The organism is Phaeobacter sp. B1627 (genome assembly GCF_006265095.1).
Classification (GTDB): Bacteria; Pseudomonadota; Alphaproteobacteria; order Rhodobacterales; family Rhodobacteraceae; genus Epibacterium.
Genome location: NZ_VCNK01000004.1, coordinates 156,939 through 183,659, shown reverse-complemented (window position 1 = coordinate 183,659; position 26,721 = coordinate 156,939). Strand labels below are relative to the sequence as shown.

Sequence of the window (26,721 nt, the reverse complement as noted above, 5' to 3'; positions counted from 1 at the left end):
CATTTCAGCTGTCTCGTTGGCTGTCTAAGGCTTCCCCTTACAACTGGCAAGGTATAGACACCGCGACTAAACGACCAATTCCCCAAGTTTTTGCAAAGATGACGCAGACATGAGACAGAAAATCGCGATCCAGGGCGAGTTGGGCTCCTACAGCCACGAAGCTTGCCGCAACAAACGGCCCGAAATGGAGGTGCTGCCCTGTCGCGGATTTGAGGACGCGATCAGCGCCGTGCGCTCCGGAGAAGCGGAACTGGCGATGCTGCCGGTGGAGAACACCACCTACGGGCGCGTCGCCGATATTCACCGCCTGCTGCCCCATTCCGGGCTGAAGATCATCGACGAGGCATTCGTTCGGGTGCATATCAACCTGCTTGGTGTTCCGGGCGCGACCCTGGACGAGGTCCGCGAGGCGCATTCTCATCTGGTGCTGCTGCCGCAATGTTCGAAATTCCTGCAGGATCATGACATTCGCGGCCGGATCAGCCCCGACAATGCCCGGGCCGCCCGCGAAGTGGCCGAACTTGGCGACCCATCCCAGGCCGCCCTTGCCTCGGAGCTGGCCGGCGAAATCTACGGGCTGAACGTTCTGGCCCGCCACATCGAGGACCAGGGCAACAACACCACCCGGTTCCTGATCATGTCACGCGATGCCGACGACAGCCGCCGCGGCGAAAACGGCATGATTACCAGCTTTGTGTTTGAGGTCCGCAACATTCCCGCCGCGCTCTACAAGGCCATGGGGGGCTTTGCGACCAATGGCGTCAACATGACCAAGCTGGAGAGCTATATGGTCGGCGGCTCCTTCACCGCGACCCAGTTTTATGCCGATATCGACGGCCACCCGGAGGATGCAAACGTGAAGCGTGCGATGGACGAGCTGGCCTATTTCACCACCAATGTGGAGATTCTCGGCACCTACCCGGCGGACCGCAAGCGGTGAGGGCGGCCCGGATGACCCGCGACTGGTGACTGGTCAGTGGTGACTGGTGGCAGTCCTCGGGCAGGCGCTCGGACAGGCCCCGGGCCAGGACTGATGACAGTACGGGAAACGGCAACGGGGGCAGGACCGGCGACACAGGACCGGCGACACAGGCCCCGCGCCATAGGACTGGCGAGCCGTTCCCGGGCAGTGACGTCATCAGGCGGTGAGATCCCGCCCCTCTGCCGCCATCCGGGCAAATTCGGCAACCCGCTGGCTGAATTTGCGGTTCAGCTTGTTGCGCGCCAGTTTCAGAGATTGCACCAGCAGGCGGGCGGCCAGGGTCTTGGGCGACAGTTCGATCCGGACAGTCATACGCGTCCGCCGTGGTGACAGCGCCAGCAGGTCAACCTTCATCTCGCCGGTCATGCCGTTGCCGGACGCGACCAGAGTGATCGAGGTCGGCGCGTCGCACTCCGCAACGGAGAGCTGCATCTCGCGCTTGGTGCCACGGAATTCAAACCCCACGTCCCAGGCCAGCTCGCTGATGGCCTCGGCGGAGCCGCTCTTGCGTTGCACCTCGATCCCGCGCCGCAGCGCAGACCGTTCGAAGGTCTCAAAATCCGTGACCGCCGCGAACATCGTCTCGATCGGGCTATCGATGTCTTCCCTGGTTTCGAAATGCATGATTGGCCTGCTCCGTTTCCGGTCGCCCGCGCGCGTTCGGACGACCTCTGATTTCCACTATAGCCTATGGCGGTTACCCGAGTGTATCCGCAACCCAGTTTTCCAGCAGAAAACCGGCAATTGCACCTTTTCGCGGCGGTTGAACCTTTGGGTGCTGACCGGCAAAGACATCCATGACCTCCTGACGGCTGAGCCAGAAGGCCTCCTCGATTTCGGCGGGGTCGATCCTGATCTCATCGTTCAGGGCCTGCCCGTGGCAGCCGAGCATCAGCGACATCGGAAAGGCCCAGGGCTGACTGGCGAGATAGGCAACAGGGCCGACCCTGATGCCTGCCTCCTCCAAAACCTCCCGCCGCACGGCCGCTTCCATGGTCTCTCCCGGTTCGACAAAGCCTGCGAGCAGCGAATACATCCCATCCGGCCAGCCGGGAGACCGCCCCAGGAGCACCCTGTCGCCCCGGGTGATCAACATGATCACGACCGGATCCGTGCGCGGGAAATGGGCGCCGGAACAGCTGTCGCAGCGGCGTTGCCAGCCTGCCTGCTCGATCCGGCTCGGGTCTCCGCAGCGGGCGCAGAACCGGTGACTGTCATGCCAGCTGAGCATTGCCTTGGCGGTGGTCGCCAGTTCCGCCTCACGCGGGGTGAGCAGGGTCATGACCCGGCGCAGCTCGGAAAACACGCATGCATCGGGCAGATCCGGGTGGCGCTGTTCGCTGGGATCGAGAAAGGTGTTCAGCGTCGACAGATCCGTATCTTCCGGGTCCCAATCGCTGATGTCGACGGCAAAATATCCGGCGCCTGTCTCGGTGCAGCCCAGGAACAGGGCCTGATCCCGTTGGCCCGCCACCAGATTATGGGTGGCGGCCACCGGTGCCAGACCTTCGGCAGAACCGGCCGCCTCCGGTCGCAGGCAGAGCGGCTTGCCGCGCCAGAACAGCAGCACCAGAGCCGCCCGTTCCCCCTCCGCATGCCAAAGCGCGTCCAGAGCATCGGGATCGGTGCGCAGATGCGCCGCACGATCCAGACCGCTGCCGCCAAATGTGACCTGCTCTGCCCGTTTCATCGCTGTCGTCCCTTCATTCCTGCCCGCGCGCCGCTGTCATGGCCGCGCCCCTGTCTTGCCCGCGCCTGTCTTGCCCGCACCCCTGTCATGCACCTGTGGCCGACACGCCGTTGCCTCGTGCATTTCCGACCCAGGATCCGTCCGGTCGCGGGGGCGCGCTCCACAGGCGATGCCGTATTCCAGAGGCTGACTCAAGCATAAATGCCACAATTCGCAATTTCTGAAAAAAACCTGAAAGAGGGGGTTCCGCCACCGCCGCAAGCCTGCTCTTCTCCTTGTTAACCAATTGGACGCGCCGAAAGTTCTGTCTCTGCGAAGCAGACTTCCGCGCCACCCAACGACCAGAATGGCATAAGATGACGGGACCAGTTTTGGTGCAGCAGCGATGAAGCGCGCCAGCAACGGAAAGACGAGAAAGGCAGGCCGTTTGCGGCTGCTGGCCACCTCGGATGTGCACAGCAATCTGCTCAGCCATGATTATTACGCGGATGCCCCCAACCCCGGGTTCGGCCTGAGCCGCACCGGCAGCCTGATCGCGCAGGCACGGGCGGAGATCGAAGCAGAGGCAGGGATATCGCTGCTGCTGGACAATGGCGACTGGCTGCAGGGCACACCCCTGGCAGAGGCTGAAACCCGGGTACAGGGCAATGCGCCGCCTGCTGTTCAGGCCTTTGAGCTGCTGGGCTATGACGCGGTGGGGCTGGGCAATCACGAATTCAACTTTGGTCTGAATGTCCTGACGCAGGCGCTGATGGCATTGCCCTGCCCTGCGATCTGTTCCAACCTGCGCACGGTCGGGACGACGCCCGATCTCCCGGTGCGTCGCCAGCTTGTGTTGTCGCGTCGGCTGCCCGGATCCGGCGCGGATACGCCCCCGGTCCGCATCGGCCTGTTCTCGGTCCTGCCGCCCCAGACCATGATGTGGGACGCAGACCACCTGCAGGGGCGGGTCGAAATCGGCGATATGGTCGACTGCGCCCGCGACTGTGTCGCCAGCCTGCGCGCCGCCGGAGCCGATGTGATCGTTGCGCTGGCCCATACCGGGCTGGGCGCGGCCAAGCCCACTGCGTTGATGGAAAACGCCCTGCGACCGATCACGGCCCTGCCGGGCGTCGATGCGGCAGTCGGGGGCCATACGCATCTGCTTTTGCCCACAGAGGACGGGCCGGACGAAGACCTTGGCATTCCGGTCGTGATGCCCGGATCCGGCGGCTCGCACCTAGGGGTGATCGATCTGTCGCTGGAGCTGCGCGAGGGGCGCTGGACCATCGTCGATGCCGGTTGCGGCTTGCGGGCTGTCAGCATCCGCACCCCCGGGGGCGTGGTGCCGCTGGTCCCTGAAGCCCCCGCATTGGTCGGCGGGCTGGCCGCGGCCCATGTGCGCACCCGGACGGTGATGGCGGAACCGGTCGGACAAGTGCCCGCGCCGCAGCATTCCTATTTCACCTTCTTTGGACAGGACCGGGCATTGGCGCTCAATGCCGCCGCCCAGGCCGCAGCGGTCCGCCCCGCCCTCGCCGTATCCGACAGGGCCAATCTGCCGCTTCTGTCGGCCGTGGCGCCGGCCAAATTCGGCGGCCGCGCGGGGCCGCGCAACTATACCGATGTGCCGGCAGGCGTCCTGTCCCGCCGCCATGTGGCCGACCTCTACAGCTATCCCAACGAGCTGCGGTGCATCGTCATTGACGATGCGGGATTGCGCGACTGGCTGGAAATGTCGGCCGGGTTCTTCAATCACCTCAGCCCCGCCCCCAACAGCCCAGTCCCCGACAGCCCTGCCGCCCTGCTGGCCAATCCGGAGCGCGCGGGACATAACTTTGATGTCATCTTCGGGCTGGAGTATGAGATTGACCCTACGGTGCCAGCGGTTTTTGATGCCGAGGGCCAGAGGACCACCCCCGAACCACATGAAACAGAAGGCCGGATCCGCAACCTGCGCTGGCAGGGCGAACCGATCCGGCCGGGGCAGCAGTTCGCCGTCGCGTTCAACAGCTACCGCAGCAGCGGAGGCGGCAATTTCCGCATGTTGAGCAATGCGCCGCTGGTGCCGATTCCGCCGCAAATGGTCCGCGAGGCGATCGCCGCCTATGTCAGCGGCAACCTTCCGCGGGACCCTTTGGCCGCGCAGCCCTATCCCTGGCGCTTCAGCCCCGATCTGGGGGTCGAGGCAATCGCGCTGACCGGCCCCGGCGCCCGCGCTTTTCTGCACGATCTGCCCGAGGCCATCGGTGCCAGCGCCGAAGTGACCGAAAACGGCTTTCTGTCGCTGCGCCTTTCGCTGTGATCGGCCCCTTTGAACGGCCTGCCCCTTTGATCGACCCGTCGCTTTGATCGTCTTGCCCGTCTGATCAAACAGGCCACGTCATGACCGGCACACAGCGAAGGCAAAACAGCAGCACAGCGGTTGTCATTTTTATATCACTTCCCTATATCGGGATTCGAGGGGTTGGCGCGGGCAAGTGCCTCGCCAACCTGGTCAGGTCCGGAAGGAAGCAGCCACAACGAGTCCCACTTGGGTCGATGTCCAGCCTCTCACTTCATCAAAGCCCCGCCTCTGGCGGGGTTTTGTGTTTCCGCCCCCCTCCCCACCTCAATCCCCACCTCAATCCCCACGTCACACCCCACATCAAACCCTGCGTCAAACCCAGCGGCATGCGGATCAGACCCGATCCCCTGTTGCACGGCCGGGGGCCTCTGCGCTGATCCATTGCGAGACCGAGCGGGAAGCAAAGATCCCGTTGACGACTCAAGCACCGGCCAGCTACCCATGTAGACGATGGTTCCCAAACCCCAAGATGTGGTGGTGCGGGATGAAAAGGGAACATGGTGCGGCTCTGGAATATGCCCTCAGAGCCAAGTCCATGACTGCCCCCGCAACTGTAAGCGGCGAGCAACCCGGTATGACCACTGGCCATAGATGTGCCCTCGGGGCGCAGGGCCGGGAAGGACCGGCACGCAGCGACCCGCAAGTCAGGAGACCTGCCATCGACGTTGAAACCTGAACTCGGGCGGGGCGCCCTGGTGGGGGACCGATGGTTGCGCGTGGCCTGTGAACTGCACCACCCAGCCCCTCGGGATCTCTGTCCGTGCAATGCCGTCCGCCTGCTGCATCACCTGCGCGGAGGGCGCGATGACCGAAGACATCACATCAACCCACGACTTTGTGGCCACCACCTGCCTGCATCTGGGGCGCCCCTGCCCTGCCGCCGAGCGCATGCTGCGCGCCCTTGCAGGGGCGCTGGACAAGGCGCGGACCGTGACCCGGGAGGATTTTGAGATCACCGGAGAGAGTCGGCTTGACGGCTGCGAGAAGGCCTGCCCGGCGCGTTTTGCAGCGCGTCACGACCGTATTCGGGTGTATTGCGATGTGGCGGCGACCACGGATATGGCCGCATTGGACCGGTTTGCCGACGCCATGCTGGCGCCCGAAGCGCCCGGAGCGCCCGGAGCCCCGTCAGGTCCCAAGTCCGGTCCCGAATCCGGTGCATTGCCCGGCGCCTTGCCTCTTGCCCTGCCCGACGCCCCGTCCAGAACCATGTCAGGTGCCCCGTCCTGTGGCCGGTCAAGTCCCCTGGCCAGCACCGGATTCGGGAGCATCTCCATGGCCGTAGCCTCTGCTGCGGAGCTGCCCCGCGCATTTGGCGAGGCCCGCCCGCTGGCGCCTGCCGCGATCCCCCTCCTGCGTCAGTAGCGGGAAACCGGAGCGGGGGACACAGGCGCTGTCGGGCCTCTGCGGGTCGGGCCTCTGCGGGTCGGGGGGCCTAGACGGTCGGAGGCACTGGCGAGACCTGCAGCGCGGCGCGGCAGGCCCAGTCCATCTGTTCGTCCGTTTCCACGGCGCAGGACCGGACCTGGCGCAGGCGGATCAGCGCCGCATCCGGGTCTTCGCCAGCCTCGATCATGAGCCGCAGGGTCGCCATGCCCGAGCGGCCGCAGCCGCCGCGACAATGGACCAGCACCCGCCCGCCGCCGGACAGAGCCTGCCGGGCAAGAAGACTGACCTGGCTCCACTGCGCCTCTGTTTCCTCATCAGGGATCTGGAAGTCTTCGACCGGCAGATGGAACCATCGGCTCCCCAGGCCCTGAATGTCGGAACCGAGCGTTTCGACGCCCATGATCACATGCTCGACCCGGGTGGTCAGAGTGATCACGATCGACGGGCGCCACTCCCGGATCAGGCGCAGATCTTCCTTGTAGTCCCCGCCTGCGCCCGGTGCCGGGCTGAGCGCGAGGATCCCCTCACCGACGGACAAGGCATGCAGCGTCAAGGGCCGTGGCCGGGCCTTCGCCTTGCGTTGAACATGGCGCGGGGCGGCGCTTGATGACTGCAGGTCGGACACACTTACCATTTAATTCCCCCAAAACGCGCGGCGCGTTGAAGCCGCGTTACAACGCCTGTAACCATAGCCTCCGCATGCCCGCAGCGGGTAGTCTTTTTTGACCGGCATCGTAAATGCTTTGTCGGGACGCAGAATATGGAAGAGCGGTGGACGAGAAGCGTCCTGAGCCGTAGTTTGCACAAAACCCAGATCATCGCACGCGAATCCCGGGCCGCTGCCCTGTTGCTGTGCCCCAAGTTCATCCGAAAGGCCCTCATGAGCGAGCAAAGCCCCGAGACATCCAGCGGCCAATATCAGGTGCTGGCGCGCAAATACCGGCCCGAGACCTTTGCCGATCTGGTCGGTCAGGACGCCATGGTGCGCACGCTGAAGAACGCATTTGCCGCCGACCGGATCGCGCAGGCCTTTATCATGACCGGCATTCGCGGCACCGGCAAGACGACAACCGCGCGGATCATCGCCAAGGGCATGAACTGTATCGGGCCCGACGGTGCCGGTGGCCCCACGACCGAGCCCTGCGGTCAATGCGAGCATTGCCTGTCCATCATGGAGGGCCGCCACGTTGACGTGATGGAGATGGACGCGGCCTCGCGCACCGGGGTCGGGGACATCCGCGAGATCATCGACAGCGTGGCCTATCGTGCGGCCTCGGCGCGTTACAAGATCTATATCATCGACGAAGTCCACATGCTCTCCACTTCGGCGTTCAACGCCTTGCTGAAGACGCTGGAAGAGCCGCCGGCGCATGTGAAGTTCATCTTTGCCACCACCGAGATCCGCAAAGTGCCGGTGACAGTCCTGTCCCGCTGCCAGCGCTTTGACCTGCGCCGGATTGAACCGGAGGTGATGATCAAGCTGCTCCGCAAGATTGCCAGTGCCGAGGCGGCCGAGATCGCCGAAGACGCGCTGGCGCTGATCACCCGTGCGGCGGAAGGCTCGGCCCGGGATGCGACCTCCCTGCTGGATCAGGCGATTTCCCATGGCGCCGGCGAGACCACGGCCGAGCAGGTCCGGGCGATGCTGGGGCTGGCCGACCGCGGCCGGGTTCTCGACCTGATGGACATGATCCTGCGCGGCGATGCAGCGGCGGCCCTGACGGAGCTGTCGGCGCAATATGCGGAAGGCGCCGATCCGATGGCGGTGCTGCGCGACCTTGCCGAGATCACCCATTGGGTGTCGGTTGTCAAAATCACGCCGGATGCGGCAGAGGACCCGACCATCAGCCCGGACGAACGGTCGCGTGGCCAGGATATGGCAGGCCGGTTGCCCATGCGGGTTCTGACGCGCATGTGGCAGATGCTGCTGAAAGCGCTGGAGGAAGTCGCCGCCGCCCCCAATGCGATGATGGCGGCAGAGATGGCGATCATACGTCTGACCCATGTGGCCGATCTGCCCTCGCCCGAAGAGCTGCTGCGCAAATTGCAGGATACGCCCCCGCCTCCTCATCCGGGCGGGACCGGTGGTCCCGGTCACCCCGGTGGCGGAATGCCCATGCACGGCATGGCAGCGCCTGCGGCGGGCCGAGGAGCGCCTGCGGCGGGCGGGGGGGGCGGGGCTCCGGCTTACGCCTCCGCCCCGCCGCAGGGCGCCCCCCAGGGTGGCCCCAACACCGGACCGAGCATGTCGGCAGGATCCGTCAACGCCACCAACGCCACGGGCGGCGGTCAGGCTGCCGCATTGGCTCCGCGTCCGGACAGCGCTCTGGCGCGGTTTCCCAGCTTTGAACATGTGATCGAGCTGATCCGCAAGCACCGCGACGTGAAACTGCTGGTCGAGGTGGAGGGCGGCGTTCGTCTGGTCTCCTACCAGCCGGGGCGGATCGATTTCACCCCTTCGGCGCAGGCCTCGAAGGATCTGGCGGCCCGACTGGGAACCGCGCTGCAGAACTGGACCGGCAGCCGTTGGGTGGTCTCGATCTCCCCCGATGGCGACGCGCCGACCATTGCCGAGGTCCGCGATGCTGCCGCAAACGCGCTGCGGGAGACAGCCTCGGCCCATCCGCTGGTGCAGGCCGTGCTTGCCAATTTCCCAAAAGCGAAGATCACCCGCATTCGCACACCAGAGGAAATGGAAGCCGAGGTACAGGCCGAAGCCCTGCCCGAAGTCGAGGACGAATGGGACCCGTTCGAAGAATAGCGCCATGCCCTGCCGACAGGCTGCGCCGCGTATGAGGGGCGCGCGGGCGGCAGCCTCCCGGCCCGGGCAGGCACGCGCCCTGCGCATCTGAGCGTTCAGAAGGCCTGCGGAGACAAGAATAGGGCTTTGCCCTTGCCTGTGACCGGTGCCGCACGTATCTATCACAGCAAACCTGACATCAGGAGTGATAGGATATGTTCAAAGGTCTTGGTGGCCTCGGCGATATGGCCGGGATGATGAAGAAAGCCCAGGAAATGCAATCGAAGATGGGTGAGATGCAGGAAGAGCTGCATAATATCCTGGTTGTGGGCGAGGCGGGTGCCGGTCTGGTCAAGGCAACGGCATCGGCGAAAGGCGATCTGAAGTCGCTCGACATCGATCCGTCCATTTTCAACGGCGAGGACAAGGAAGTCGTCGAGGATCTGATCCTGGCCGCCGTCAAGGATGCGCAGGCCAAGGCCGCAGAGCGTGCCCAGGATGAGATGACCCGGCTGACCGAAGGTCTGGGCCTGCCCAAGGATATGAAGCTGCCGTTCTGAGGCTGCGCCGTGGCCGGTTTGGGTCACGTTGGGTCCTGGATCCAGAGATTGGACAGGAGATCGGACGAGGGCAGATTGGACAAGGGGCGGCCTGCGGGTCGCCTTTTTCACGCGGGTCGTCTGCGCGCCGGGATCGTGGAGGCCCGAACGGCAGGGCTGAGCGCGCGGGAGCGACATGTTGCAACCGGCCGCGACCAGGCTTGAACAGGTCCGGCGTGAACAGGTTGGGCGCGAATAGGTTGCGCTTGAATAGATCCAGCGCGAATAGAAACGGAGCAGGATGAACAGATGGCAGAGCATGACGTGAGCGAGATAGAAACACTGATTGCGCTGATGGCGAAGATGCCGGGGCTTGGGCCGCGTTCGGCCCGGCGCGCGGTGCTGCATCTGATCCGCAAACGTGCATTGGTTCTGACCCCTCTGGCGGATGCCATGAGCCGGGTGGCCGAGACAGCGCGGGAATGCCTGAACTGCGGCAACGTTGGCACCAGCGAGATTTGCACCCTCTGTGCGGATCCGGCCCGCGAGAACGGCGAACTCTGTGTTGTTGAGGACGTGGCCGATCTCTGGGCGATGGAGCGCGCGGCCGTCTTCAAGGGACGGTATCACGTTCTGGGCGGGACGCTTTCGGCGCTGGATGCCATAGGGCCGGAAGATCTGCGCATTCCGAGATTGGTTGATCGTGTGGCGACCGAGGGCGTGAACGAGGTTATTTTGGCGCTCAATGCCACCATCGACGGGCAGACGACCGCCCATTACATTGCCGATCAGCTGACAGGCCGGGTGAAATTGACCTCACTTGCGCAGGGCGTGCCGATCGGGGGGGAATTGGACTATCTCGACGATGGCACGATCTCTGCGGCTCTGCGGGCGCGCAAGGAAGTCTGATCGGGGCACCGTCACCCATCTACACCGTCATACATCCAGACCGGCAACCTCACATCCGGCGTTATCGGTCTCGTCGTCGACATTTGCGCCGCCATCGAAGGTAGCCTCCAAAGGTGGCCACCGGTGCCCGCGCCGGGGGGCTCCCGCGCGGCTTGCGATCCTGGCGGATCTTATCCCCTTGGGCCCGGCTGCGCACCCATAGGGTGCGCAGCGCGCCGCGCCTTCAGGCGCGGCGCCACCCCCAACTCCGGGCCGGGGCAGCTCTGCTGTCACGGAAAGGAGGCGGGAGCCCCACCTGCGCTGTGGTGCGGCTGTGGTGCGGGGGCGCAATCCCAGGCACCGAGGGGCATGGCCCCCATCAATGTCAAACCGAGGCGTAGTGCTTTGCGATCCCGGCAAGCGTTGCCGACAGACCCTCCTCTGTCACATCCTTGTGGAGCACGAACCGGATTGCGCCGCTGCCACCTGCAGAGATCACCACACCCTCCTGCGCCAGAGCCTGCCCAAGTGCTGCGTTCTCTCGGCCCTCGGGGGTGAAGAACACCATATTGGTGTTCTGTTCCACCGCCCCCGCGCCCAGGTCGCGCAAGCCCTCGGCCAGGGCTTCGGCGCGCCGGTGATCCTCGGACAAGCGCCCCACATTGTGATCCAGCGCGTAGAGGCCCGCAGCCGCCAGCACGCCTGCCTGCCGCATGCCGCCACCGACCATCTTGCGCCAGCGCCGCGCCCGCGCAATCAGATCGTCCGGGCCGACCAGCACCGAGCCCACCGGCGCGCCAAGCCCCTTCGAGAGACAGATCGAAACCGTATCAAAGCACCCCGCGACCTCCGCCAGATCGCAGCCAAGCGCCGCAACGGCATTGAAAACACGCGCCCCGTCCAGATGGGTGCTCAGCCCCGCCGACCGCGCAGCGGCAGTGCAGGCCTCCAGACGCGCCAGCGACACGGGCTTGCCGTTGTGTGTATTCTCCAGAGACAGCAGCCGCGATACCGGGTGATGCGAATCGTCATCCTTGATGGCCGCGGTCACGTCCTCTGCCGACAGGCCTCCGTCCGCTGCAACGGCCAAGGGATCCATCACGATTCCCCCCAGCGCCGAGGCGCCGCCTGCCTCGTATTTGTAGACGTGATACTCCCGCCCGGTGATGACTTCCTCGCCCCGCCCGCAGTGGGCCAGCATCCCCACGAAATTGCTCTGCGTGCCCGATGGCAGGAACAAACCTGCGTCCTTGCCCGCCCGCTCCGCGAGGCTCTGTTCCAGACGGCGGAGAGTGGGATCTTCGCCGTAGACGTCATCGCCCACCTCCGCAGCAGCCATCGCCGCGCGCATGGCCGCATCGGGGCGTGTCACGGTGTCGCTGCGCAGATCACAGATCACATCTGCAACATTGGCGCCGGGGGTCTTTGCGTACTGGCTCATCTTCGTCTCCTTGCGGGCAACTCCTCCGCCCATCGGTGGCTTTGGCGGATGCGGCATACTGAAACCACCAGACCGATGAGCGCAATGGAGAGCTTCGTAACGGGTACAATCCCGCCCTCCCCTCACAGCCTGTGCCCGGAGAGGAGGCACCCCCTATTTGTCGGAATTCTGCCCGTCACGGGGTTGACTTTACGGCCTGAGGTGACACCAAGACGCACTCTCGCCGCGCAAGACAACTGGAGATTGCGATGCCCACTGCCCTCGTGACCGGATCCGCAGGTTTCATCGGATTTCACTGCTGCCAGAGACTGCTGCAGGACGGCTATGACGTCGTTGGCCTGGACGCGATGACTGATTACTACGATGTCGCGCTGAAGGAAGCCCGGCACGACATGCTGGCGGAGCACGACACTTTCCGCGCGGTGATCGGAGCGGTCGAGACCCCGGATCTGATGATGTCCCTCATGGCAGAGACCCGCCCCGACGTGGTCATCCATCTCGCCGCTCAGGCCGGTGTTCGCTACTCGATTGATAACCCGCGCAGCTATCTGGAAAGCAATCTGATCGGCACCTTCGAGGTGCTGGAGGCGGCCCGCGCATATCCGCCAAGGCACATGCTCCTGGCCTCGACCAGCTCGGCCTATGGGTCAAATACCGACATGCCCTATCGTGAAACGCAAAAGGCCGATCACCAGATGTCGTTCTACGCCGCCACCAAGAAGGCAACCGAGAATATGGCGCATTCCTATGCCCATCTCTATGATCTGCCGGTCACGATGTTTCGGTTCTTCACTGTTTACGGGCCCTGGGGGCGCCCCGACATGGCGTTGTTCAAATTCGCCCGCGCAATCCTCGCGGATGAACCGATCGAGATCTACAACCACGGCGAGATGAAACGCGACTTCACCTATATTGATGACCTGGTGACGGCAATTCGCCTTCTGATCGACGCCGTGCCCCCCCGCCCGGGCGCGGGTGCCGCCGTCGCCGAAGGTGATAGCCTGTCGCCTGTTGCCCCGTGGCGCGTGGTGAATATCGGAAATGCAAACTCCGTGCAGCTGATGGATTATATTGCCGCCCTGGAAACGGCCCTTGGTTGCCAGGCGCAAAAGACCTACCTGCCGATGCAGGCCGGGGATGTGCCCGCCACCTGCGCCGACACAGCGCTATTGACGCGACTGACCGGCTTCGCGCCGAACACGAGCGTCAGGGAAGGCGTTGCACGTTTTGTTGAATGGTATCGCCCCTATGCCACCCGCAATCAGGGCTGATCGGCAGAAATCGGCAGGACCGTTGCAAGTCCTCCGTTTCCAAATTGGCTGGGAGCCGGTAGGTTCGCAAGGTGCAAACAGGCATTCCAATCCGAAAAGGCCGACCGGACACAATATGTTAGCACCATTTTAGCGCCACTCGGATATGGAAGACACGGGCCGCGAATTTGCGGAAATATGCGCCAGGCCCAAACGCAGGAGTATTACGCATGACCTCAATTACGCCGGTGATTTTATGCGGTGGCTCAGGCACGCGGTTGTGGCCTCTGTCGCGCAAAAGCTACCCCAAACAGTTCGTGCCGCTGATGGGCGAGGAGACGCTGTTTCAGGCCTCTGCCAAACGTCTGTCGGGCGCGGGAGAGGGCTTTGACTTCGCGGCCCCGATGGTGCTGACCAATTCCGACTTCCGCTTCATCGTGACCGAACAGCTGCAGGGCGCAGGGATCGACCCGGGCGCCATCGTGATCGAACCGGAGGGGCGCAATACCGCGCCGGCGGTGCTCGCCGCCGCGCTCAGGGCCGGGGCCGAGGACCCGGAAGCGGTGCTTCTGGTGGCGCCCTCCGATCACGTGGTGCCGGATGTGGCAGCCTTTCATGCGGCAGTGGCACAGGGGCTTGAGGCGGTGCAGCGCGGCCAGCTTGTGACCTTCGGCATCACCCCGACCCATGCCGAGACCGCCTATGGCTACCTGGAGCTGGCGACCCTGCCAGACGCCGGTGGCGCCCCGGTGGCGCTGAAGCAATTCGTGGAGAAACCCGATGCCGCCCGCGCGGCCGAGATGCTGGCGGCGGGCAATTTCAAATGGAACGCGGGCATCTTCCTCTTTGCGGCCAAGGATATGATCGCGGCCTTCAAAGCCCATGCGCCCGAGCTGATCGCGCCGGTCGAGGCCGCGCTGGCAGAGGCGAAGGTCGATCTTGGCTTCCTGCGACTGGCACCGGAGCCTTGGGGCCAGGTCGAAGATATCTCCATCGACTATGCGGTGATGGAGCGGGCAGGGAACCTCTCGGTGGTGCCCTTTGATGCGGCCTGGTCCGATCTGGGCGGCTGGGATGCGGTCTGGCGCGAGTCGGGGCCGGATGAGGCCGGCGTGGTCGCCCATGGCGGCGCCACCGCGATCGACTGCCGCGACACGCTGCTGCGGTCGGACAGCGAGAACCTCGAGGTGGTCGGTATCGGGCTTGACGGCATCATGGCGGTGGCGATGAACGATGCGGTGCTGATCGCGGACAAATCCCGCGCCCAGGACGTCAAGCTGGCGGTCGAGGCGCTGAAGGAAAAAGGCGCCGCGCAGGCCACGGCCTTTCCCAAGGATCACCGGCCCTGGGGCTGGTTCGAGAGCCTCGTGGTGGGCAGCCGCTTTCAGGTCAAGCGGATCATGGTGCATCCGGGGGCGGCGCTGTCCTTGCAGAGCCATTTCCACCGTTCCGAACATTGGATCGTGGTCGAGGGCACCGCGCGTGTGACCGTGGATGACGAGGTGAAGCTGGTGACCGAGAACCAGTCGGTCTATCTGCCGCTGGGCTGTGTCCACCGGATGAAAAACCCCGGCAAGGTGCCGATGGTGCTGATCGAAGTGCAGACCGGGGCCTATGTGGGCGAAGATGACATCGTGCGCTACGAAGACGTCTATGCAAGGACCTGACCATGAAAATCGCAGTAGCCGGCCTTGGGTATGTGGGGCTCTCCAATGCTGCCCTTCTGGCGCAGCACAATGATGTTGTCGCAACCGATATCGCCGAAGAGCGGGTGGCCATGGTCAATGCGGGCCAGTGCCCGATCGTGGATCCCGATCTGGAAGATTTCCTGGCCAACCGCCCTCTCCGCCTGAGCGCGACCACGGATAGTGCTGCTGCTTTTGCCGGGGCCGACTTTGTGATCGTCGCCACCCCGACCAATTACGATACGAAGACCAATTACTTTGATACCTCCAGTGTCGAGGCGGTGGTGGGTTCCGTAAAGGCGGTGAACCCGCGTGCCACCATTGTGATCAAGTCGACGATCCCTGTCGGCTTTGTCAGCGATCTGCGTTCCCGGCTGGACACGGATCAGGTGATCTTCAGCCCGGAATTCCTGCGCGAGGGCCGCGCGCTTTATGACAACCTGCATCCCAGCCGGATCATCGTCGGCGAGCGCTCCGAACGGGCGCGCATCTTTGCCGATCTGCTGCTGCAGGGCACCGAGAAAAAGGACGTGGAGGTCCTTTTTACCCATCCCGACGAGGCGGAGGCGATCAAGCTCTTTGCCAATACCTATCTCGCGATGCGGGTGGCGTTTTTCAACGAGCTCGACAGCTACGCCATGGCCGACGGCATGGACACGCGCCAGATCACCGAGGGTCTCAGCCTCGATCTGATCGTGGCCAACCGGATGATGGATGAGCCGGCGGATGTGGCCGACAAGGTCTTCACCCGCAACCTGTTCGGCGCCGACTGACGGGACAAACCTCATGCAGTGCCCTCCCCCCACCAGACCTGCCTCTTTTCCGGGCACCCCACCCCCCTGCCTGTTCAACGCCCCCCCCGAAATCCAACGCCGCAGAGCACGCGGGCTGTTGACGCCAGCTTCCTGCGGCGCCTTCGCAGGGACGCGATGAACAGGTGTTTTGCGGTGCGATCCTGCGCTCCGCCGCAGGATTGGCCTCAAATTCCGGACGGATCTGGACCTATCTCACAAGCGTAAATTGTCATTTGCTCGGATATGACAGAGTCTGCCCGCCATCCGGCGGCGACCGGGGTTTCACACATCAAGCAAGAAGAAAGGACATGTCATGCACGGCACGTTCACCGACAACGACCTCAGCCATGTGATTTCCGCCGATAAAGCGCATGTCTGGCACCACCTTGTGCAGCACAAGCCCTTTGAAACCTCCGATCCGCGCATCATCGTCGAAGGCAAGGGCATGCGGGTCTGGGACCAGAACGGCAAGGAGTGGCTGGATGCGGTTTCCGGCGCTGTCTGGACGGTCAACGTCGGCTATGGCCGCGAGAGCATCGCCAAGGCGGTCTATGATCAATCCCTGAAGATGTGCTATTTCGCCCAGGCCGCAGGCTCGGTTCCAGCTGCGCTCTTTGCTGAGAAGCTGATCGAAAAGATGCCCGGCATGTCGCGCGTCTACTATTGCAACTCCGGTTCCGAGGCCAATGAAAAGGCGTTTAAACTGGTGCGCCAGATTGCGCATAAGAAATACGGCGGCAAGAAAACCAAGATCCTCTATCGCGACCGGGATTACCACGGCTCCACCCTTGCGGCGATGTCCGCTGGCGGTCAGGAAGAGCGCAATATGCAATATGGCCCCTTCGCGCCTGATTTCGTGAAGGTTCCCCATTGCATGGAATACCGCAAACATGAGCTGGGTCTGGAGCATCTGTCCGGCGAAGCCTTCGGCATTGCCGCGGCAAATCAGATCGAAGAGGTGATCCTGCGCGAAGGCCCCGAGACCGTGGGTGCCCTCTGCCTGGAGCCGGTGACGGCGGGCGGCGGTGTCATCGAGGCGCCCGAAGGCTACTGGCCGCGCGTGCAGGAGATCTGCAAGCAATATGACATCCTGTTGCATATCGACGAGGTGGTCTGTGGCCTTGGCCGCACCGGGACATGGTTCGGCTACCAGCATTACGGCATCAAACCGGATTTCGTGACCATGGCCAAGGGTGTGGCGTCGGGCTATGCGGCCATTGCCTGCATGGTCGCCACCGAAGAGGTCTTTGACATGTTCAAGGATGACCCGTCGGACAAGCTGAACTACTTCCGCGACATCTCCACCTTTGGCGGCTGTACGGCGGGCCCTGCGGCGGCGCTGGAAAACATGCGCATCATAGAAGATGAAAACCTGCTGGAAAACTGTACCGCCATGGGCGCCCGGATGATGGCGAACCTCGCGGCGCTGAAAGACAAGCATGCGGTGATCGGCGATGTGCGGGGCAAGGGCCTGTTCATCGGGGCCGAACTGGTCAGCGATCGCGATAGCAAGGAGCCGGTGGACGAGGCTCTGGCGCAGAAAGTCGTCGCCGAGGCAGGCAATCACGGTGTCATCATCGGGGTCACCAACCGGTCGGTGCCGGGCCGCAACAACACCTTGTGCTTCAGCCCCGCGCTGATCGCCACGGCGGATGACATCGACAAGATCACAGATGCTGTCGACAAGGCGCTGACAACCGTCTTCGGCTGACACCCGCGCCAGGACCCACAGTCGCCGCAGCATTGCCTGCGGCGATTGCATCTGTAGCAATGCTGCTGCAACGGGCCTGACCCAGGAGTCGCAGCCCTGTCGTGCGTCCCTCTGCGAGAAGAGGCCCGACAGGATTGGTTTGGTTTTTTTCTCCCAGATTGGCTCTTTTGACAGATCCGATAGTCCCTCATTGAGGCAGCTCAACGAGATCCCGAAAGGCCTTTTTCATGTGGATGACCCCAACCGAATTACATGGCGACCGCGTGACGCTGGCGCCTCTCTCTCACGATCATTGTGCTGATCTGACCGAGGCTGCGGCCGACGGGGAGCTGCATCGCCTGTGGTACACGACCGTTCCGACACCCGAAACCGTCGCGCAGGAAATCACCCGCCGACTGGCCCTGCAAGACGAGGGCAGCATGGTGGCCTTTGCAATCCTGGACGCAGGGGCGCGCGCCGTGGGGATGACCACCTATATGAATATCGACCAGAGCAATCATCGCGTTGAAATCGGCTCTACCTGGTATCGACAGTCGGTTCAGCGCACCGGCCTCAATACCGCAGCGAAGCAGCTTCTGCTCGCACATGCGTTTGATGAAAAAGACGCCATCGCCGTGGAATTCCGCACTCATGTGCTCAATCGACAAAGCCGGATGGCAATCGAGCGCCTCGGGGCAAAGCTGGACGGTATTCTGCGCGCCCATATGCGGATGCCAAACGGTACGATCCGCGACACAGCGGTATATTCAATCACCGCCGCCGAATGGCCGATGGTGCGCGCCAATCTGGAGTTCCTGCAAGCCCGCCCCTGATCTGAGCCTCCCCGGCGCGCGGTGGCCGTCGTCCCCCGGCCCGGCCTCGCACGGGGGTGTTGCAGGTAGGGTGATGGACGCTTCGGAACGGAAAGGCCTCTGCACCCGGTGACGCGTGCAGAGGCAGCAAAGCAGACCCTTCAGGCAGGTCGGCGCAGATCCGGGGAGGCGCGGATCACAGCATCTGGAACACCACCCCCGACAGGATCGCACCGGAAACGCCGAGCGCCAGATAGGTGGCGAAGACCCTCGGTTTGACCAGCGACCAGACGGCGGCCATGGCGGGAATTGAGCTGACCGCTCCGGCGATCATGAAGGCCAGCGCAGCCCCGGCGCTCATGCCCTGGGTCATCAGACCCGCAAGCAGGGGCGGCGCAACATAGGAATTCAGATAGGCGGGCATGCCAACCACGGCCGCGATGGCGATCGGCACGATGCCGTCTCCGCCGACCAAGGCGGCAATCCATTCCGGCCTGACATAATGCACCAGTAGCGATTCCAGCACATAGGCGAAGGCGAGCCATTTCAGCAGGAACAGACCGTTGGTGAGAAACTCCCTGCGGAATGTCGCCCGGCGGTCCTCTTCCTGCCAGAACCGCCAGTTCGGACGCTCGTCCGTTTTGGACGGTCCACAGCCGCAACAACTTTTGACCGGCGCCTTGCGCAGGGGCTGGGCAAACAGTCCGCCACTGCGCAGGGCTTTGATCACGAACCCGCCGAAGAGGCCCAGCGATACCGCGCTCACGGCTTTGGCGATGGCAAAAGGCCAGCCCAGTGCCGCTGCGGTGATCAGCAAAGTCGGCGGATCAATCAGCGGTGAGGACAGCCAGAACGCCATGACCGCCGACAGTGGCGCACCAAGCGCCAGAAGGCCCGCGATGAACGGAATGACCTCGCAGGAACAAAAAGGTGCCAGCCCGCCCAGCAGAGCCGCGAAAAAGATCATCCGCACCTCCCGGCCGACAAAGGCGCGGGCGACCATGGCCTCTGCTCCGGTGGCCTTGAGAAAGGCGAGAAGGGTCACCGCGAAGAGGATGTATTTCGATGTGGACGCCAGGGCGCGCGCGGTAAAGGCCACGACAGACCGGAAATTGTCCGGATCGATCAAGGCCACCGCCGCGAGGATCAGCAGGCCGATGATCCATGGGCTTTGCAGCCAGTCCAGGGCCACCCGCAAGGCCCCCGGCATCCGGGAACGGGGAGAATGAGAGAGATCAGCCATCGTTGGCAACTTTCGGTTTGAGCCCGCGGTCTGCGTCCTGACAGCATTCGCTGAGGATAAAACCTGCGAGACGTTCGAGATGCTTGAAACTGGCACGGCAGACAATGCTGCGGCCGACCTTTTCCTGTGAGACCACCTCGGCCGCGGACAGGAATTTCAGATGATGCGCCAATGTTGACGCGGCAATTCCGCTGCGTTCGCGGATTTCACCGACCGTGAGACCGCTTTCGCCCGCCCGCACCAAAATCCGCAGCACGTCAAGCCGCGCCTCGGACCCCATGGCGGCAAAGCCCTGTGCAGCAAGGGATGGGTTCATGTTTCGCCTCCACAATGATTCGATATAACTAGTTATATAGTTATTACTGAGGTCAAACAAGCACCAAGAACAGCACGGCAGACCTCAGCCCCGACGTGCTGTTTTATTGGATTTTACAGGTACTTAAAAAATATAGCGCCGAGCACCCGGTCCAGATTGCCTTTGGGATAAGTCCAGAATACGCTCGCCTCATGGCCATTTCCGTTGAAACCTTCTTTCTCAATCCTGAAGCGCAGGGCACTCTGCAGGCGCAAATCCAGGAGATGATCGCCGGCGGCATTCTGTCGGGCCGCTTTCGGGCCGAGGAGAAATTGCCCTCTTCGCGCAAACTGGCCGCTCACCTCGGTGTCAGCCGTATCACGGTCACCCTCGCCTATACGGAACTGGTCGCAAACGACTACCTTGCCGCCCGTGGCAGATCCGGCTTTTTCGTGTCGGGCACGGCACCGGTGCCGCCGTCCTTTTCGCCAACGGAAAAGGGCGAGGAAACGATCGACTGGGGCCGCACCATCACAAGGACCTTCACCGGAGGAGATACGCCCCGCAAACCGCAGGACTGGCGCAGCTATCGGTATCCGTTCATCTACGGACAGGCCGATGCCACCCTGTTTGACCACGCAAACTGGCGTCTCTGTGCCCTGCGGGCACTGGGTCAGAAGGATTTCGCGGCCATGACCGGCGACTACTTCGATCAGGATGATCCGCTTTTGATCGAATACATAGCCCGGCACACCCTGCCCCGGCGCGGCATCATCGCCCGGCCAGAGGAAATCCTCATCACGCTGGGCGCACAGAATGCGCTTTGGATCGTGGTGCAGCTTTTGTTGCAACAAGGCCGCAAAGCCGCCATCGAGGACCCGACCTATTACACACTGCGCGACCAGCTGGGGCACACCGGCTGTGCGGTGGATGTGATCGGGGTGGACAGCGACGGCCTGCCACCGGACCAGATTGCGGATGACACCGATGTGATCTTCACCACCCCCAGCCATCAGAGCCCGACGACCGCCACCATGCCAATGCCCCGTCGCAAGGCTCTGCTGGCGCGCGCGCATGAAATCGGCGCTCTGGTGGTCGAGGATGATTACGAGTTCGAGATGTCCTTTCGCGCGCCACCCTCTCCGGCGCTGAAATCCATCGATAGCGAAGGTCGGGTGATCTATCTCGGCAGTTTCTCGAAATCTCTGTTTCCAGGTCTGCGGCTGGGCTATCTGGTCGGCTCGGAGCCGTTTATCCGCCAGGCGCGGGCCCTGCGCGCAAATGTGCTGCGCCACCCGCCCGGCCATATTCAGCGGACGGTGGCATATTTCCTGTCCCTTGGGCACTATGATGCGCAGATCCGGCGCATGGCACGGGTCCTTCAGGAACGGCGGGGGGTGCTGGAGGAGGCTATCTCGGCACAGGGGCTCTCGCCTGCCAACAGCAACCTCTATGGCGGCTCATCCCTTTGGATGAAAGCGCCAGAGCATGTGGATATGGGCGCGGTCGGCACCGCCTTGCGCAGCCAGGGCGTCCTGATCGAGCCAGGCGCGCCCTTCTTCGCCGCCGAGACCCGGCGACACGATTTTTACCGGCTCGGATATTCCTCCATCGCCAGCGAGCGCATCCCGCAAGGGGTCGCACATGTGGCCAACGCCATTCGGGCCGCGCGCCCGTGAAACCGGATCCGATGTCAGCGGTGGCGCTCCCGCCCCCTCGCCGGACATCATAGATGCCCCCTCGGGGTTGGGCGTGGCGCCGCGCAAAGCGCGGCGCCACGCCCAACTGGCGACCGGGTTTCGTCAGAAACACGGGGCGACGGGCGGGAGCGCTCCCCTCCCCCGACGCGCACAGCACCTGACCGGGGCTCACTGGTCCTACCGGGCGAGCAAACTGGCCCTAACGTTGCGCCGGGCCGCCGCCTAAACCGAAACAAAGACGATCAGAAGCCGCCGGCATTCTCCGCGACTTCAAACGGGAGCCCCCACATGCGCATGACCACCGAAGAAGCCTTTGTCAAAACCCTGCAAATGCACGGAATCGAACATGCCTTTGGCATCATCGGATCCGCCATGATGCCCATCTCCGACCTCTTCCCCAGGGCGGGCATCACCTTCTGGGACTGTGCGCATGAGGGCTCTGCCGGCATGATGGCCGACGGCTACACCCGCGCGACAGGCAAGATGTCGATGATGATTGCCCAGAACGGCCCCGGCATCACTAATTTCGTGACCGCCGTGAAAACCGCCTATTGGAACCACACACCGCTGCTGCTGGTGACGCCTCAGGCCGCCAACAAGACCATTGGCCAGGGTGGGTTCCAGGAAGTCGAGCAGATGAAGCTGTTCGAAGACATGGTGGCCTATCAGGAAGAGGTCCGCGACCCATCCCGGGTCTGTGAAGTGCTGAACCGAGTCATCATGCAGGCAAAACGCGCCTCCGCCCCGGCGCAGATCAACATCCCGCGCGACATGTGGACCCAGATCATCGATGTCGCATTGCCCGCCATCGTGGACTTTGAACGCCCCGCAGGCGGCGAGGGCGCTGTCACCCAGGCGGCCGATCTCCTGTCGAACGCCCAAAACCCCGTCATCCTGAACGGTGCCGGTGTGGTGTTGTCAAAGGGCGGCATCAGCGCCTCCATGGCGCTGGCGGAACGGCTGGATGCGCCGGTCTGTGTCGGCTACCAGCACAATGACGCCTTTCCCGGCTCGCACCCGCTGTTTGCAGGTCCCCTCGGCTACAACGGATCCAAGGCGGGCATGGACCTGATCCGCGACGCCGATGTGGTGCTGTGCCTGGGCACAAGGCTCAACCCGTTCTCCACCCTGCCCGGCTACGGAATGGAATACTGGCCCGCGGACGCCAAGATCATTCAGGTTGACATCAACCCCGACCGCATCGGCCTGACCAAGACCGTTTCTGTCGGTATCGTCGGCGACGCGGCCAAAGTGGCAAAGGGCATCCTCGAACAGCTGTCCGACAGCGCGGGCGACGCCGGGCGCGACGCCCGCAAGGCCAAAATCGCCGAGACCAAATCCCGCTGGGCGCAGCAGCTGGCCTCCATGGATCACGAAGATGACGATCCGGGCACCAGCTGGAACCAACGCGCGCGCGATGACAAGCCGGACTGGATGAGCCCCCGCATGGCCTGGCGCGCGATTCAGGCGGCGCTGCCGAAGGAGGCGATCATCTCCTCCGACATCGGCAACAACTGCGCCATCGGCAATGCCTATCCCTCGTTTGAGGCGGGCCGCAAATATCTGGCGCCCGGCCTGTTTGGTCCCTGCGGATACGGCCTGCCCGCGATCATGGGCGCCAAGATCGGCTGCCCGGATACCCCCGTGGTGGGCTTTGCAGGCGACGGCGCGTTTGGCATCGCCGTGAACGAGCTGACAGCGATCGGCCGTTCGGAATGGCCCGCGATCACGCAGGTGGTGTTCCGCAACTATCAATGGGGCGCAGAAAAGCGGAACTCGACGCTCTGGTTTGACGACAATTTCGTCGGCACCGAGCTGGACCAGCAGGTCTCCTATGCAGGCATCGCCAACGCCTGTGGTCTCAAGGGGGTCGTTGCCCGTACCATGGACGAGCTGACGGCGGCGCTGCATCAGGCCATTGAGGACCAGAAGAACGGCACCACCACCCTGATTGAGGCGTTGATCAATCAGGAGCTGGGCGAACCCTTCCGCCGCGACGCAATGAAAAAGCCCGTCGAGGTCGCAGGAATTTCCGCAGATGACATGCGGCCGCAAGAGGGCGCATGACCCCAATGGCACCAAACCTGACTTTTGGTGCATTGCCGTTTGACCTGTCGGCAGGCCAGGGTGGCTTCCTAGCCCTCGCGCTTTTGGGCGCGGCGGCCATTCGCGGCTATTCCGGGTTTGGCTTCTCGGCCATCTTTATCGTACTGGCCGCACTGACGACAAACCCGGTGCCGCTCATTCCGGTCGTGTTTACCTGCGAAATCGCAATGACCGCGTTTCAGGCCCGCGGGATCAGGGCTCATGTCGACTGGCGGCGTGCGGGGGCACTGCTGGTGGGGGCGGCCCTGTCCACCCTGCCCGCCGTCGCTATGATGGCACGGCTCGATCCGGTTCAGGCCCGGCTGGTGGTCTCGGTGCTGATCCTGGGGCTCAGCCTGTTTCTCCTCAGCGGCTGGCAAATCGAGCGCCCGATGGGAGCCGCAGGACATGCGGGAGTTGGGCTGCTGTCGGGGACGGCAAATGCCGCCGGTGTCGGCGGTTTGCCGACAGCCGCATTTCTGGCGGCGCAGGGCATGTCCCCCGCAAGCTTCCGTGCGACAATGGTTGTCTTTCTCACCGGCATCGACCTGATGGCGCTTCCCGCCATGTCCCGTCACGGGTTGGTGACGGGCGAAACCGTGATGGCAGCCTGCCTGGCCTTTCCGATCCTTGCACTTGGCGTATGGCTGGGCAGCCGTGGCTTTGCCCGCTCCGCGCCGACCGGGTTCCGGCGCAAGGTCGTGACCTTGCTGGCGACGCTGGCCGGTCTCAATATACTCAAGGTCCTGATGTGAGCGCCGGTCGCGATACATTGGTGCTGAACACCGGGTCATCATCGGTCAAATTCGCCGTATTCGACGCGCAGCTCCACCCCCGCCTCAGCGGTGTTGCCGAGGGTATCGGCAGCGGCGGGGCGCTGCGGGTCGGCGCCAGCAGCGAGAGCCTCGACCTGCCGGACCATGAACAGGCGCTTGCAGCTGTCCTGTCCCGACTGGCCGACCAGGGATCCGGACCGGATCAGCTTGTGGCGGTGGCGCATCGGGTGGTGCATGGTGGGACGGAGCTGACGGCCCCCACCGCCCTGACCGCGACGGTCCGCGCCAAGATCGAGGCCTGCGTGCCGCTGGCGCCGCTCCACAATCCCCACGCCCTGTCGGCCATTGACGCACTGGCGCAACTCGCGCCCGACCTGCCGCAATATGCGAGCTTCGACACAGCGTTTCATGCGGATGCGCCGGAGGTGGCCCGCCGCTATGCGCTGCCGCCCGAAGCCGAGGCGCTGGGTCTGCGCCGCTACGGCTTTCACGGGCTGTCCTATGCCGCCCTGTGCCGTCGCTTGCCGGATATTTCACAACGGCCTCTGCCCGACCGGCTGTTGGCCTTCCATCTGGGCAATGGCGCGTCGATCTGCGCGATCCGGGAGGGCCGGTCCGTTGCCACCACCATGGGCTATTCGCCGCTTGAGGGGCTGACCATGGGCACCCGTGTCGGCAGTCTCGATGCCAATGCGGCGCTTCGGCTGGTGGAAGAACTGGGGCTTTCGCGCAGCAAGACCCTTTTGAACAGCCACTCCGGCCTTGCGGGCCTCTCCGGCGGGATTTCCGACATGCGCAGGCTTGAGCAGACGGACACCCCCGAGACACAGTTTGCCATCGATCATTTCTGCTACTGGGCCATCCGCCATGGCCACAGCCTGATCGGCGCCCTCGGCGGGCTGGATGCGATCGCATTCACCGGCGGCATCGGCGAGCATTCCCGCTTGGTGCGGGCGCGCATCCTCAATGGCTTTGACTGGTTGGGAGCAACACCGGATGCAGCGCGCAACGCGGAAAACGCGCCCCGCATCACCCGGGATACGGCCGCTGTCCCGGCCTGGATCGTGGCGGCAGAAGAAGAACGTCAGATCGCGATGGATACCCATGCGCTGATCGCCACAGCGGCGGGAGGGTAGAAAACGAATGTTCTGTTCTTTCCAAAAAATGCAGAACATACTCTCCGCCTGCGCCGTATAAATAGCAAATTGTTTCACCTTGCGGGAATTGGGAGAATTGATACACAAATGATGCACGTATTTCCTGCCACCATTTGCGGGTCCTCTCCGGCCCCGTAGACACCAGCCAAAGGCCCGCCCGTTGACCGACAGCACAATGAACGCCCGCCTGTTCAACCGACTGACTGCCCGCCTGACTGCCCGCCTGACCGGGAAGGCGACCCTGCTGCGCGCCCGGAGCCGGGACTTGTTCCCCGGCATCGCGGTTTCTGTCATCGTGGCGGTGACGGCACAGTTTCTTGCGGAACACTATGCGACCCCCGCCATGCTGCTGGCGCTGCTTCTTGGCATCGCGGTCAGCTTTCTCGGCGAAGAGGGGCGCACGGTGACCGGGGTTGCATTCTCCGCCCGTGCGCTGCTGCGACTGGGCGTGGCGCTCCTCGGGGTGCGGGTCTCGATGATGGTGCTGGCCGGCCTGGGGCTGCCGCTGATCCTGCTGACCGTCGGAGGGGTGGTGGCGACCATCGCATTCGGCCTCCTGGTGGCGCGGCTGTTTGGTCACAAGTGGCGATTTGCCCTGCTGACGGCTGGTTCGGTCGCGATTTGCGGTGCTTCGGCGGCAATGGCCATCGGGGCCATATTGCCCCGCGACGAGAAATCCGAGGAACGGTTGATTTTCACCGTCATGGGGGTCACCGTTTTGTCGACCATTGCCATGATCGCCTATCCCATTCTCGCCCGGTTCATGGAGTTCGACCACATTCAGGCGGGCGTGTTTCTCGGCGGCACCATTCATGACGTTGCGCAGGTTGTGGGAGCTGGTTTTTCGATCTCGGAGGAGACCGGCGATACCGCAACGCTGGTGAAGCTGATCCGTGTCTCGATGCTGGCCCCGGTTGTGCTTGTGGCGTCATTGGTGATCCGCGCCCGGATCAAGGCCCCGACCGGCGGCAAACAACCGCCGCTCCTGCCGGGCTTTGTGATCGCTTTCATCGGGCTCGCGGCGCTCAACTCCTTTGGCCTGATACCACAGAGCCTCGGCAGCTTTCTCAGCACCTGCTCACGCTGGTTGTTGCTGGTCGCCATTGCCGCCGTCGGCATGAAAAGCAACCTGAAGCAGGTGCTGTCTGTCGGCGGCGCCGCGATCGCCCTGATTGTGATCGAAACACTGTTCATCGCCGGTGTCATTCTCGCGGGGATTTCACTGTTGACCTGACACGC

Annotated in this window: 22 protein-coding genes, 1 other RNA gene and 1 riboswitch; of the genes, 17 read left to right on the top strand and 6 right to left on the bottom strand. The window is 63.6% G+C overall.

Annotated elements, in window-relative coordinates:
- The first annotated feature begins 109 nt into the window (after window positions 1–109).
- Window positions 110–940, top strand: a complete 831-nt coding sequence (locus FGE21_RS03140; RefSeq protein ID WP_139661570.1) for a prephenate dehydratase — start codon at window positions 110–112, stop codon at window positions 938–940.
- 198 nt (window positions 941–1,138) lie between these two features.
- Here the strand turns inward: FGE21_RS03140 and FGE21_RS03135 are convergent, their stop codons facing one another.
- Window positions 1,139–1,606, bottom strand: a complete 468-nt coding sequence (locus FGE21_RS03135) for an SRPBCC family protein (protein WP_139661569.1) — start codon at window positions 1,604–1,606, stop codon at window positions 1,139–1,141.
- 73 nt (window positions 1,607–1,679) lie between these two features.
- A complete protein-coding gene (gene nudC, locus FGE21_RS03130) occupies window positions 1,680–2,672 on the bottom strand; it encodes an NAD(+) diphosphatase (protein WP_139661567.1) in 993 nt (330 codons plus the stop codon).
- Window positions 2,673–3,057: 385 nt separating this feature from the next.
- Between nudC and FGE21_RS03125 the strand changes: the two genes are divergently transcribed.
- The 3 genes from FGE21_RS03125 to FGE21_RS20290 all read left to right on the top strand — a co-directional run bounded on the left by FGE21_RS03125 (window position 3,058) and on the right by FGE21_RS20290 (window position 6,363).
- The gene (locus tag FGE21_RS03125) at window positions 3,058–4,956 is read left to right on the top strand and encodes a 5'-nucleotidase C-terminal domain-containing protein (RefSeq protein ID WP_139661565.1); all 1,899 of its coding nucleotides are present in this window, start codon (window positions 3,058–3,060) and stop codon (window positions 4,954–4,956) included.
- A 155-nt stretch (window positions 4,957–5,111) separates the two neighbouring features.
- Window positions 5,112–5,210, top strand: an RNA gene (gene ffs / locus FGE21_RS03120) — signal recognition particle sRNA small type.
- A 222-nt stretch (window positions 5,211–5,432) separates the two neighbouring features.
- Window positions 5,433–5,674: riboswitch (cobalamin riboswitch) on the top strand.
- A 128-nt stretch (window positions 5,675–5,802) separates the two neighbouring features.
- Complete coding sequence (locus FGE21_RS20290; protein ID WP_255731316.1) at window positions 5,803–6,363, top strand: hypothetical protein; 561 nt, start codon at window positions 5,803–5,805, stop codon at window positions 6,361–6,363.
- Window positions 6,364–6,433: 70 nt separating this feature from the next.
- On the opposite strand, the gene FGE21_RS03110 is transcribed toward FGE21_RS20290, so the two are convergent.
- Window positions 6,434–7,021, bottom strand: coding sequence for a protein-tyrosine phosphatase family protein (locus FGE21_RS03110; RefSeq protein ID WP_139661564.1), 588 nt, complete (start codon window positions 7,019–7,021; stop codon window positions 6,434–6,436).
- 246 nt (window positions 7,022–7,267) lie between these two features.
- On the opposite strand from FGE21_RS03110, the gene FGE21_RS03105 reads away from it, so the two are divergent.
- From FGE21_RS03105 to recR, 3 genes are all read left to right on the top strand, one after another.
- Window positions 7,268–9,148: a DNA polymerase III subunit gamma/tau gene (locus FGE21_RS03105; RefSeq protein WP_139661562.1), complete on the top strand. Its 1,881-nt coding sequence runs from the start codon at window positions 7,268–7,270 to the stop codon at window positions 9,146–9,148.
- Window positions 9,149–9,342: 194 nt separating this feature from the next.
- Window positions 9,343–9,687, top strand: coding sequence for a YbaB/EbfC family nucleoid-associated protein (locus tag FGE21_RS03100; RefSeq protein ID WP_139661560.1), 345 nt, complete (start codon window positions 9,343–9,345; stop codon window positions 9,685–9,687).
- Window positions 9,688–9,975: 288 nt separating this feature from the next.
- Window positions 9,976–10,575: a recombination mediator RecR gene (recR, locus tag FGE21_RS03095; RefSeq protein ID WP_139661558.1), complete on the top strand. Its 600-nt coding sequence runs from the start codon at window positions 9,976–9,978 to the stop codon at window positions 10,573–10,575.
- 364 nt (window positions 10,576–10,939) lie between these two features.
- Here the strand turns inward: recR and ltaE are convergent, their stop codons facing one another.
- Window positions 10,940–11,995, bottom strand: a complete 1,056-nt coding sequence (gene ltaE / locus FGE21_RS03090) for a low-specificity L-threonine aldolase (protein ID WP_139661556.1) — start codon at window positions 11,993–11,995, stop codon at window positions 10,940–10,942.
- A gap of 248 nt (window positions 11,996–12,243) precedes the next feature.
- Between ltaE and FGE21_RS03085 the strand changes: the two genes are divergently transcribed.
- The 5 genes from FGE21_RS03085 to FGE21_RS03065 all read left to right on the top strand — a co-directional run bounded on the left by FGE21_RS03085 (window position 12,244) and on the right by FGE21_RS03065 (window position 18,247).
- Window positions 12,244–13,266 carry an SDR family NAD(P)-dependent oxidoreductase gene (locus tag FGE21_RS03085; protein WP_139661554.1) on the top strand — a complete coding sequence of 341 codons (1,023 nt, stop codon included), beginning with the start codon at window positions 12,244–12,246 and terminating at the stop codon, window positions 13,264–13,266.
- A 209-nt stretch (window positions 13,267–13,475) separates the two neighbouring features.
- The gene (locus FGE21_RS03080; RefSeq protein WP_139661553.1) at window positions 13,476–14,912 is read left to right on the top strand and encodes a mannose-1-phosphate guanylyltransferase/mannose-6-phosphate isomerase; all 1,437 of its coding nucleotides are present in this window, start codon (window positions 13,476–13,478) and stop codon (window positions 14,910–14,912) included.
- A gap of 2 nt (window positions 14,913–14,914) precedes the next feature.
- Window positions 14,915–15,703: a nucleotide sugar dehydrogenase gene (locus tag FGE21_RS03075; RefSeq protein ID WP_139661551.1), complete on the top strand. Its 789-nt coding sequence runs from the start codon at window positions 14,915–14,917 to the stop codon at window positions 15,701–15,703.
- A gap of 334 nt (window positions 15,704–16,037) precedes the next feature.
- On the top strand, window positions 16,038–17,435 hold the full coding sequence (locus FGE21_RS03070; protein WP_139661550.1) for an aspartate aminotransferase family protein: 1,398 nt from the start codon (window positions 16,038–16,040) through the stop codon (window positions 17,433–17,435).
- A gap of 227 nt (window positions 17,436–17,662) precedes the next feature.
- Window positions 17,663–18,247, top strand: coding sequence for a GNAT family N-acetyltransferase (locus tag FGE21_RS03065; protein ID WP_139661548.1), 585 nt, complete (start codon window positions 17,663–17,665; stop codon window positions 18,245–18,247).
- A 175-nt stretch (window positions 18,248–18,422) separates the two neighbouring features.
- On the opposite strand, the gene FGE21_RS03060 is transcribed toward FGE21_RS03065, so the two are convergent.
- Complete coding sequence (locus tag FGE21_RS03060) at window positions 18,423–19,469, bottom strand: permease (RefSeq protein ID WP_139661546.1); 1,047 nt, start codon at window positions 19,467–19,469, stop codon at window positions 18,423–18,425.
- Window positions 19,462–19,785 carry a helix-turn-helix transcriptional regulator gene (locus FGE21_RS03055; RefSeq protein WP_139661545.1) on the bottom strand — a complete coding sequence of 108 codons (324 nt, stop codon included), beginning with the start codon at window positions 19,783–19,785 and terminating at the stop codon, window positions 19,462–19,464. Before FGE21_RS03055 ends, FGE21_RS03060 begins: the two co-directional genes overlap by 8 nt.
- A gap of 191 nt (window positions 19,786–19,976) precedes the next feature.
- On the opposite strand from FGE21_RS03055, the gene FGE21_RS03050 reads away from it, so the two are divergent.
- The 5 genes from FGE21_RS03050 to FGE21_RS03030 all read left to right on the top strand — a co-directional run bounded on the left by FGE21_RS03050 (window position 19,977) and on the right by FGE21_RS03030 (window position 26,716).
- A complete protein-coding gene (locus FGE21_RS03050) occupies window positions 19,977–21,443 on the top strand; it encodes a PLP-dependent aminotransferase family protein (protein ID WP_139661543.1) in 1,467 nt (488 codons plus the stop codon).
- 309 nt (window positions 21,444–21,752) lie between these two features.
- Window positions 21,753–23,531: a sulfoacetaldehyde acetyltransferase gene (gene xsc, locus FGE21_RS03045; RefSeq protein WP_139661542.1), complete on the top strand. Its 1,779-nt coding sequence runs from the start codon at window positions 21,753–21,755 to the stop codon at window positions 23,529–23,531.
- Window positions 23,528–24,304 carry a sulfite exporter TauE/SafE family protein gene (locus FGE21_RS03040; RefSeq protein ID WP_255731312.1) on the top strand — a complete coding sequence of 259 codons (777 nt, stop codon included), beginning with the start codon at window positions 23,528–23,530 and terminating at the stop codon, window positions 24,302–24,304. The genes xsc and FGE21_RS03040 overlap by 4 nt, the downstream gene beginning before the upstream one ends.
- On the top strand, window positions 24,301–25,461 hold the full coding sequence (locus FGE21_RS03035; protein ID WP_255731311.1) for an acetate/propionate family kinase: 1,161 nt from the start codon (window positions 24,301–24,303) through the stop codon (window positions 25,459–25,461). The genes FGE21_RS03040 and FGE21_RS03035 overlap by 4 nt, the downstream gene beginning before the upstream one ends.
- Window positions 25,462–25,642: 181 nt before the next feature.
- Entirely contained in the window at window positions 25,643–26,716 is a 1,074-nt protein-coding gene (locus FGE21_RS03030) for a YeiH family protein (RefSeq protein ID WP_255731310.1), read from the top strand.
- The last annotated feature ends 5 nt before the right edge of the window (window positions 26,717–26,721 follow it).

Bases quoted from the DNA above. Each gene is read 5' to 3' on its own strand.
- FGE21_RS03055 (WP_139661545.1), bottom strand. From the start codon at position 19,785: ATGAACCCATCCCTTGCTGCACAGGGCTTTGCCGCCATGGGGTCCGAG.
- FGE21_RS03125 (WP_139661565.1), top strand. From the start codon at position 3,058: ATGAAGCGCGCCAGCAACGGAAAGACGAGAAAGGCAGGCCGTTTGCGG.
- FGE21_RS03135 (WP_139661569.1), bottom strand. From the start codon at position 1,606: ATGCATTTCGAAACCAGGGAAGACATCGATAGCCCGATCGAGACGATG.
- FGE21_RS03040 (WP_255731312.1), top strand. From the start codon at position 23,528: ATGACCCCAATGGCACCAAACCTGACTTTTGGTGCATTGCCGTTTGAC.
- FGE21_RS03105 (WP_139661562.1), top strand. From the start codon at position 7,268: ATGAGCGAGCAAAGCCCCGAGACATCCAGCGGCCAATATCAGGTGCTG.
- FGE21_RS03070 (WP_139661550.1), top strand. From the start codon at position 16,038: ATGCACGGCACGTTCACCGACAACGACCTCAGCCATGTGATTTCCGCC.
- FGE21_RS03080 (WP_139661553.1), top strand. From the start codon at position 13,476: ATGACCTCAATTACGCCGGTGATTTTATGCGGTGGCTCAGGCACGCGG.
- FGE21_RS20290 (WP_255731316.1), top strand. From the start codon at position 5,803: ATGACCGAAGACATCACATCAACCCACGACTTTGTGGCCACCACCTGC.
- recR (WP_139661558.1), top strand. From the start codon at position 9,976: ATGGCAGAGCATGACGTGAGCGAGATAGAAACACTGATTGCGCTGATG.
- FGE21_RS03050 (WP_139661543.1), top strand. From the start codon at position 19,977: ATGGCCATTTCCGTTGAAACCTTCTTTCTCAATCCTGAAGCGCAGGGC.
- xsc (WP_139661542.1), top strand. From the start codon at position 21,753: ATGCGCATGACCACCGAAGAAGCCTTTGTCAAAACCCTGCAAATGCAC.
- FGE21_RS03110 (WP_139661564.1), bottom strand. From the start codon at position 7,021: ATGGTAAGTGTGTCCGACCTGCAGTCATCAAGCGCCGCCCCGCGCCAT.
- FGE21_RS03140 (WP_139661570.1), top strand. From the start codon at position 110: ATGAGACAGAAAATCGCGATCCAGGGCGAGTTGGGCTCCTACAGCCAC.
- FGE21_RS03085 (WP_139661554.1), top strand. From the start codon at position 12,244: ATGCCCACTGCCCTCGTGACCGGATCCGCAGGTTTCATCGGATTTCAC.
- ltaE (WP_139661556.1), bottom strand. From the start codon at position 11,995: ATGAGCCAGTACGCAAAGACCCCCGGCGCCAATGTTGCAGATGTGATC.
- FGE21_RS03060 (WP_139661546.1), bottom strand. From the start codon at position 19,469: ATGGCTGATCTCTCTCATTCTCCCCGTTCCCGGATGCCGGGGGCCTTG.
- FGE21_RS03100 (WP_139661560.1), top strand. From the start codon at position 9,343: ATGTTCAAAGGTCTTGGTGGCCTCGGCGATATGGCCGGGATGATGAAG.
- FGE21_RS03075 (WP_139661551.1), top strand. From the start codon at position 14,915: ATGAAAATCGCAGTAGCCGGCCTTGGGTATGTGGGGCTCTCCAATGCT.
- nudC (WP_139661567.1), bottom strand. From the start codon at position 2,672: ATGAAACGGGCAGAGCAGGTCACATTTGGCGGCAGCGGTCTGGATCGT.
- FGE21_RS03065 (WP_139661548.1), top strand. From the start codon at position 17,663: ATGTGGATGACCCCAACCGAATTACATGGCGACCGCGTGACGCTGGCG.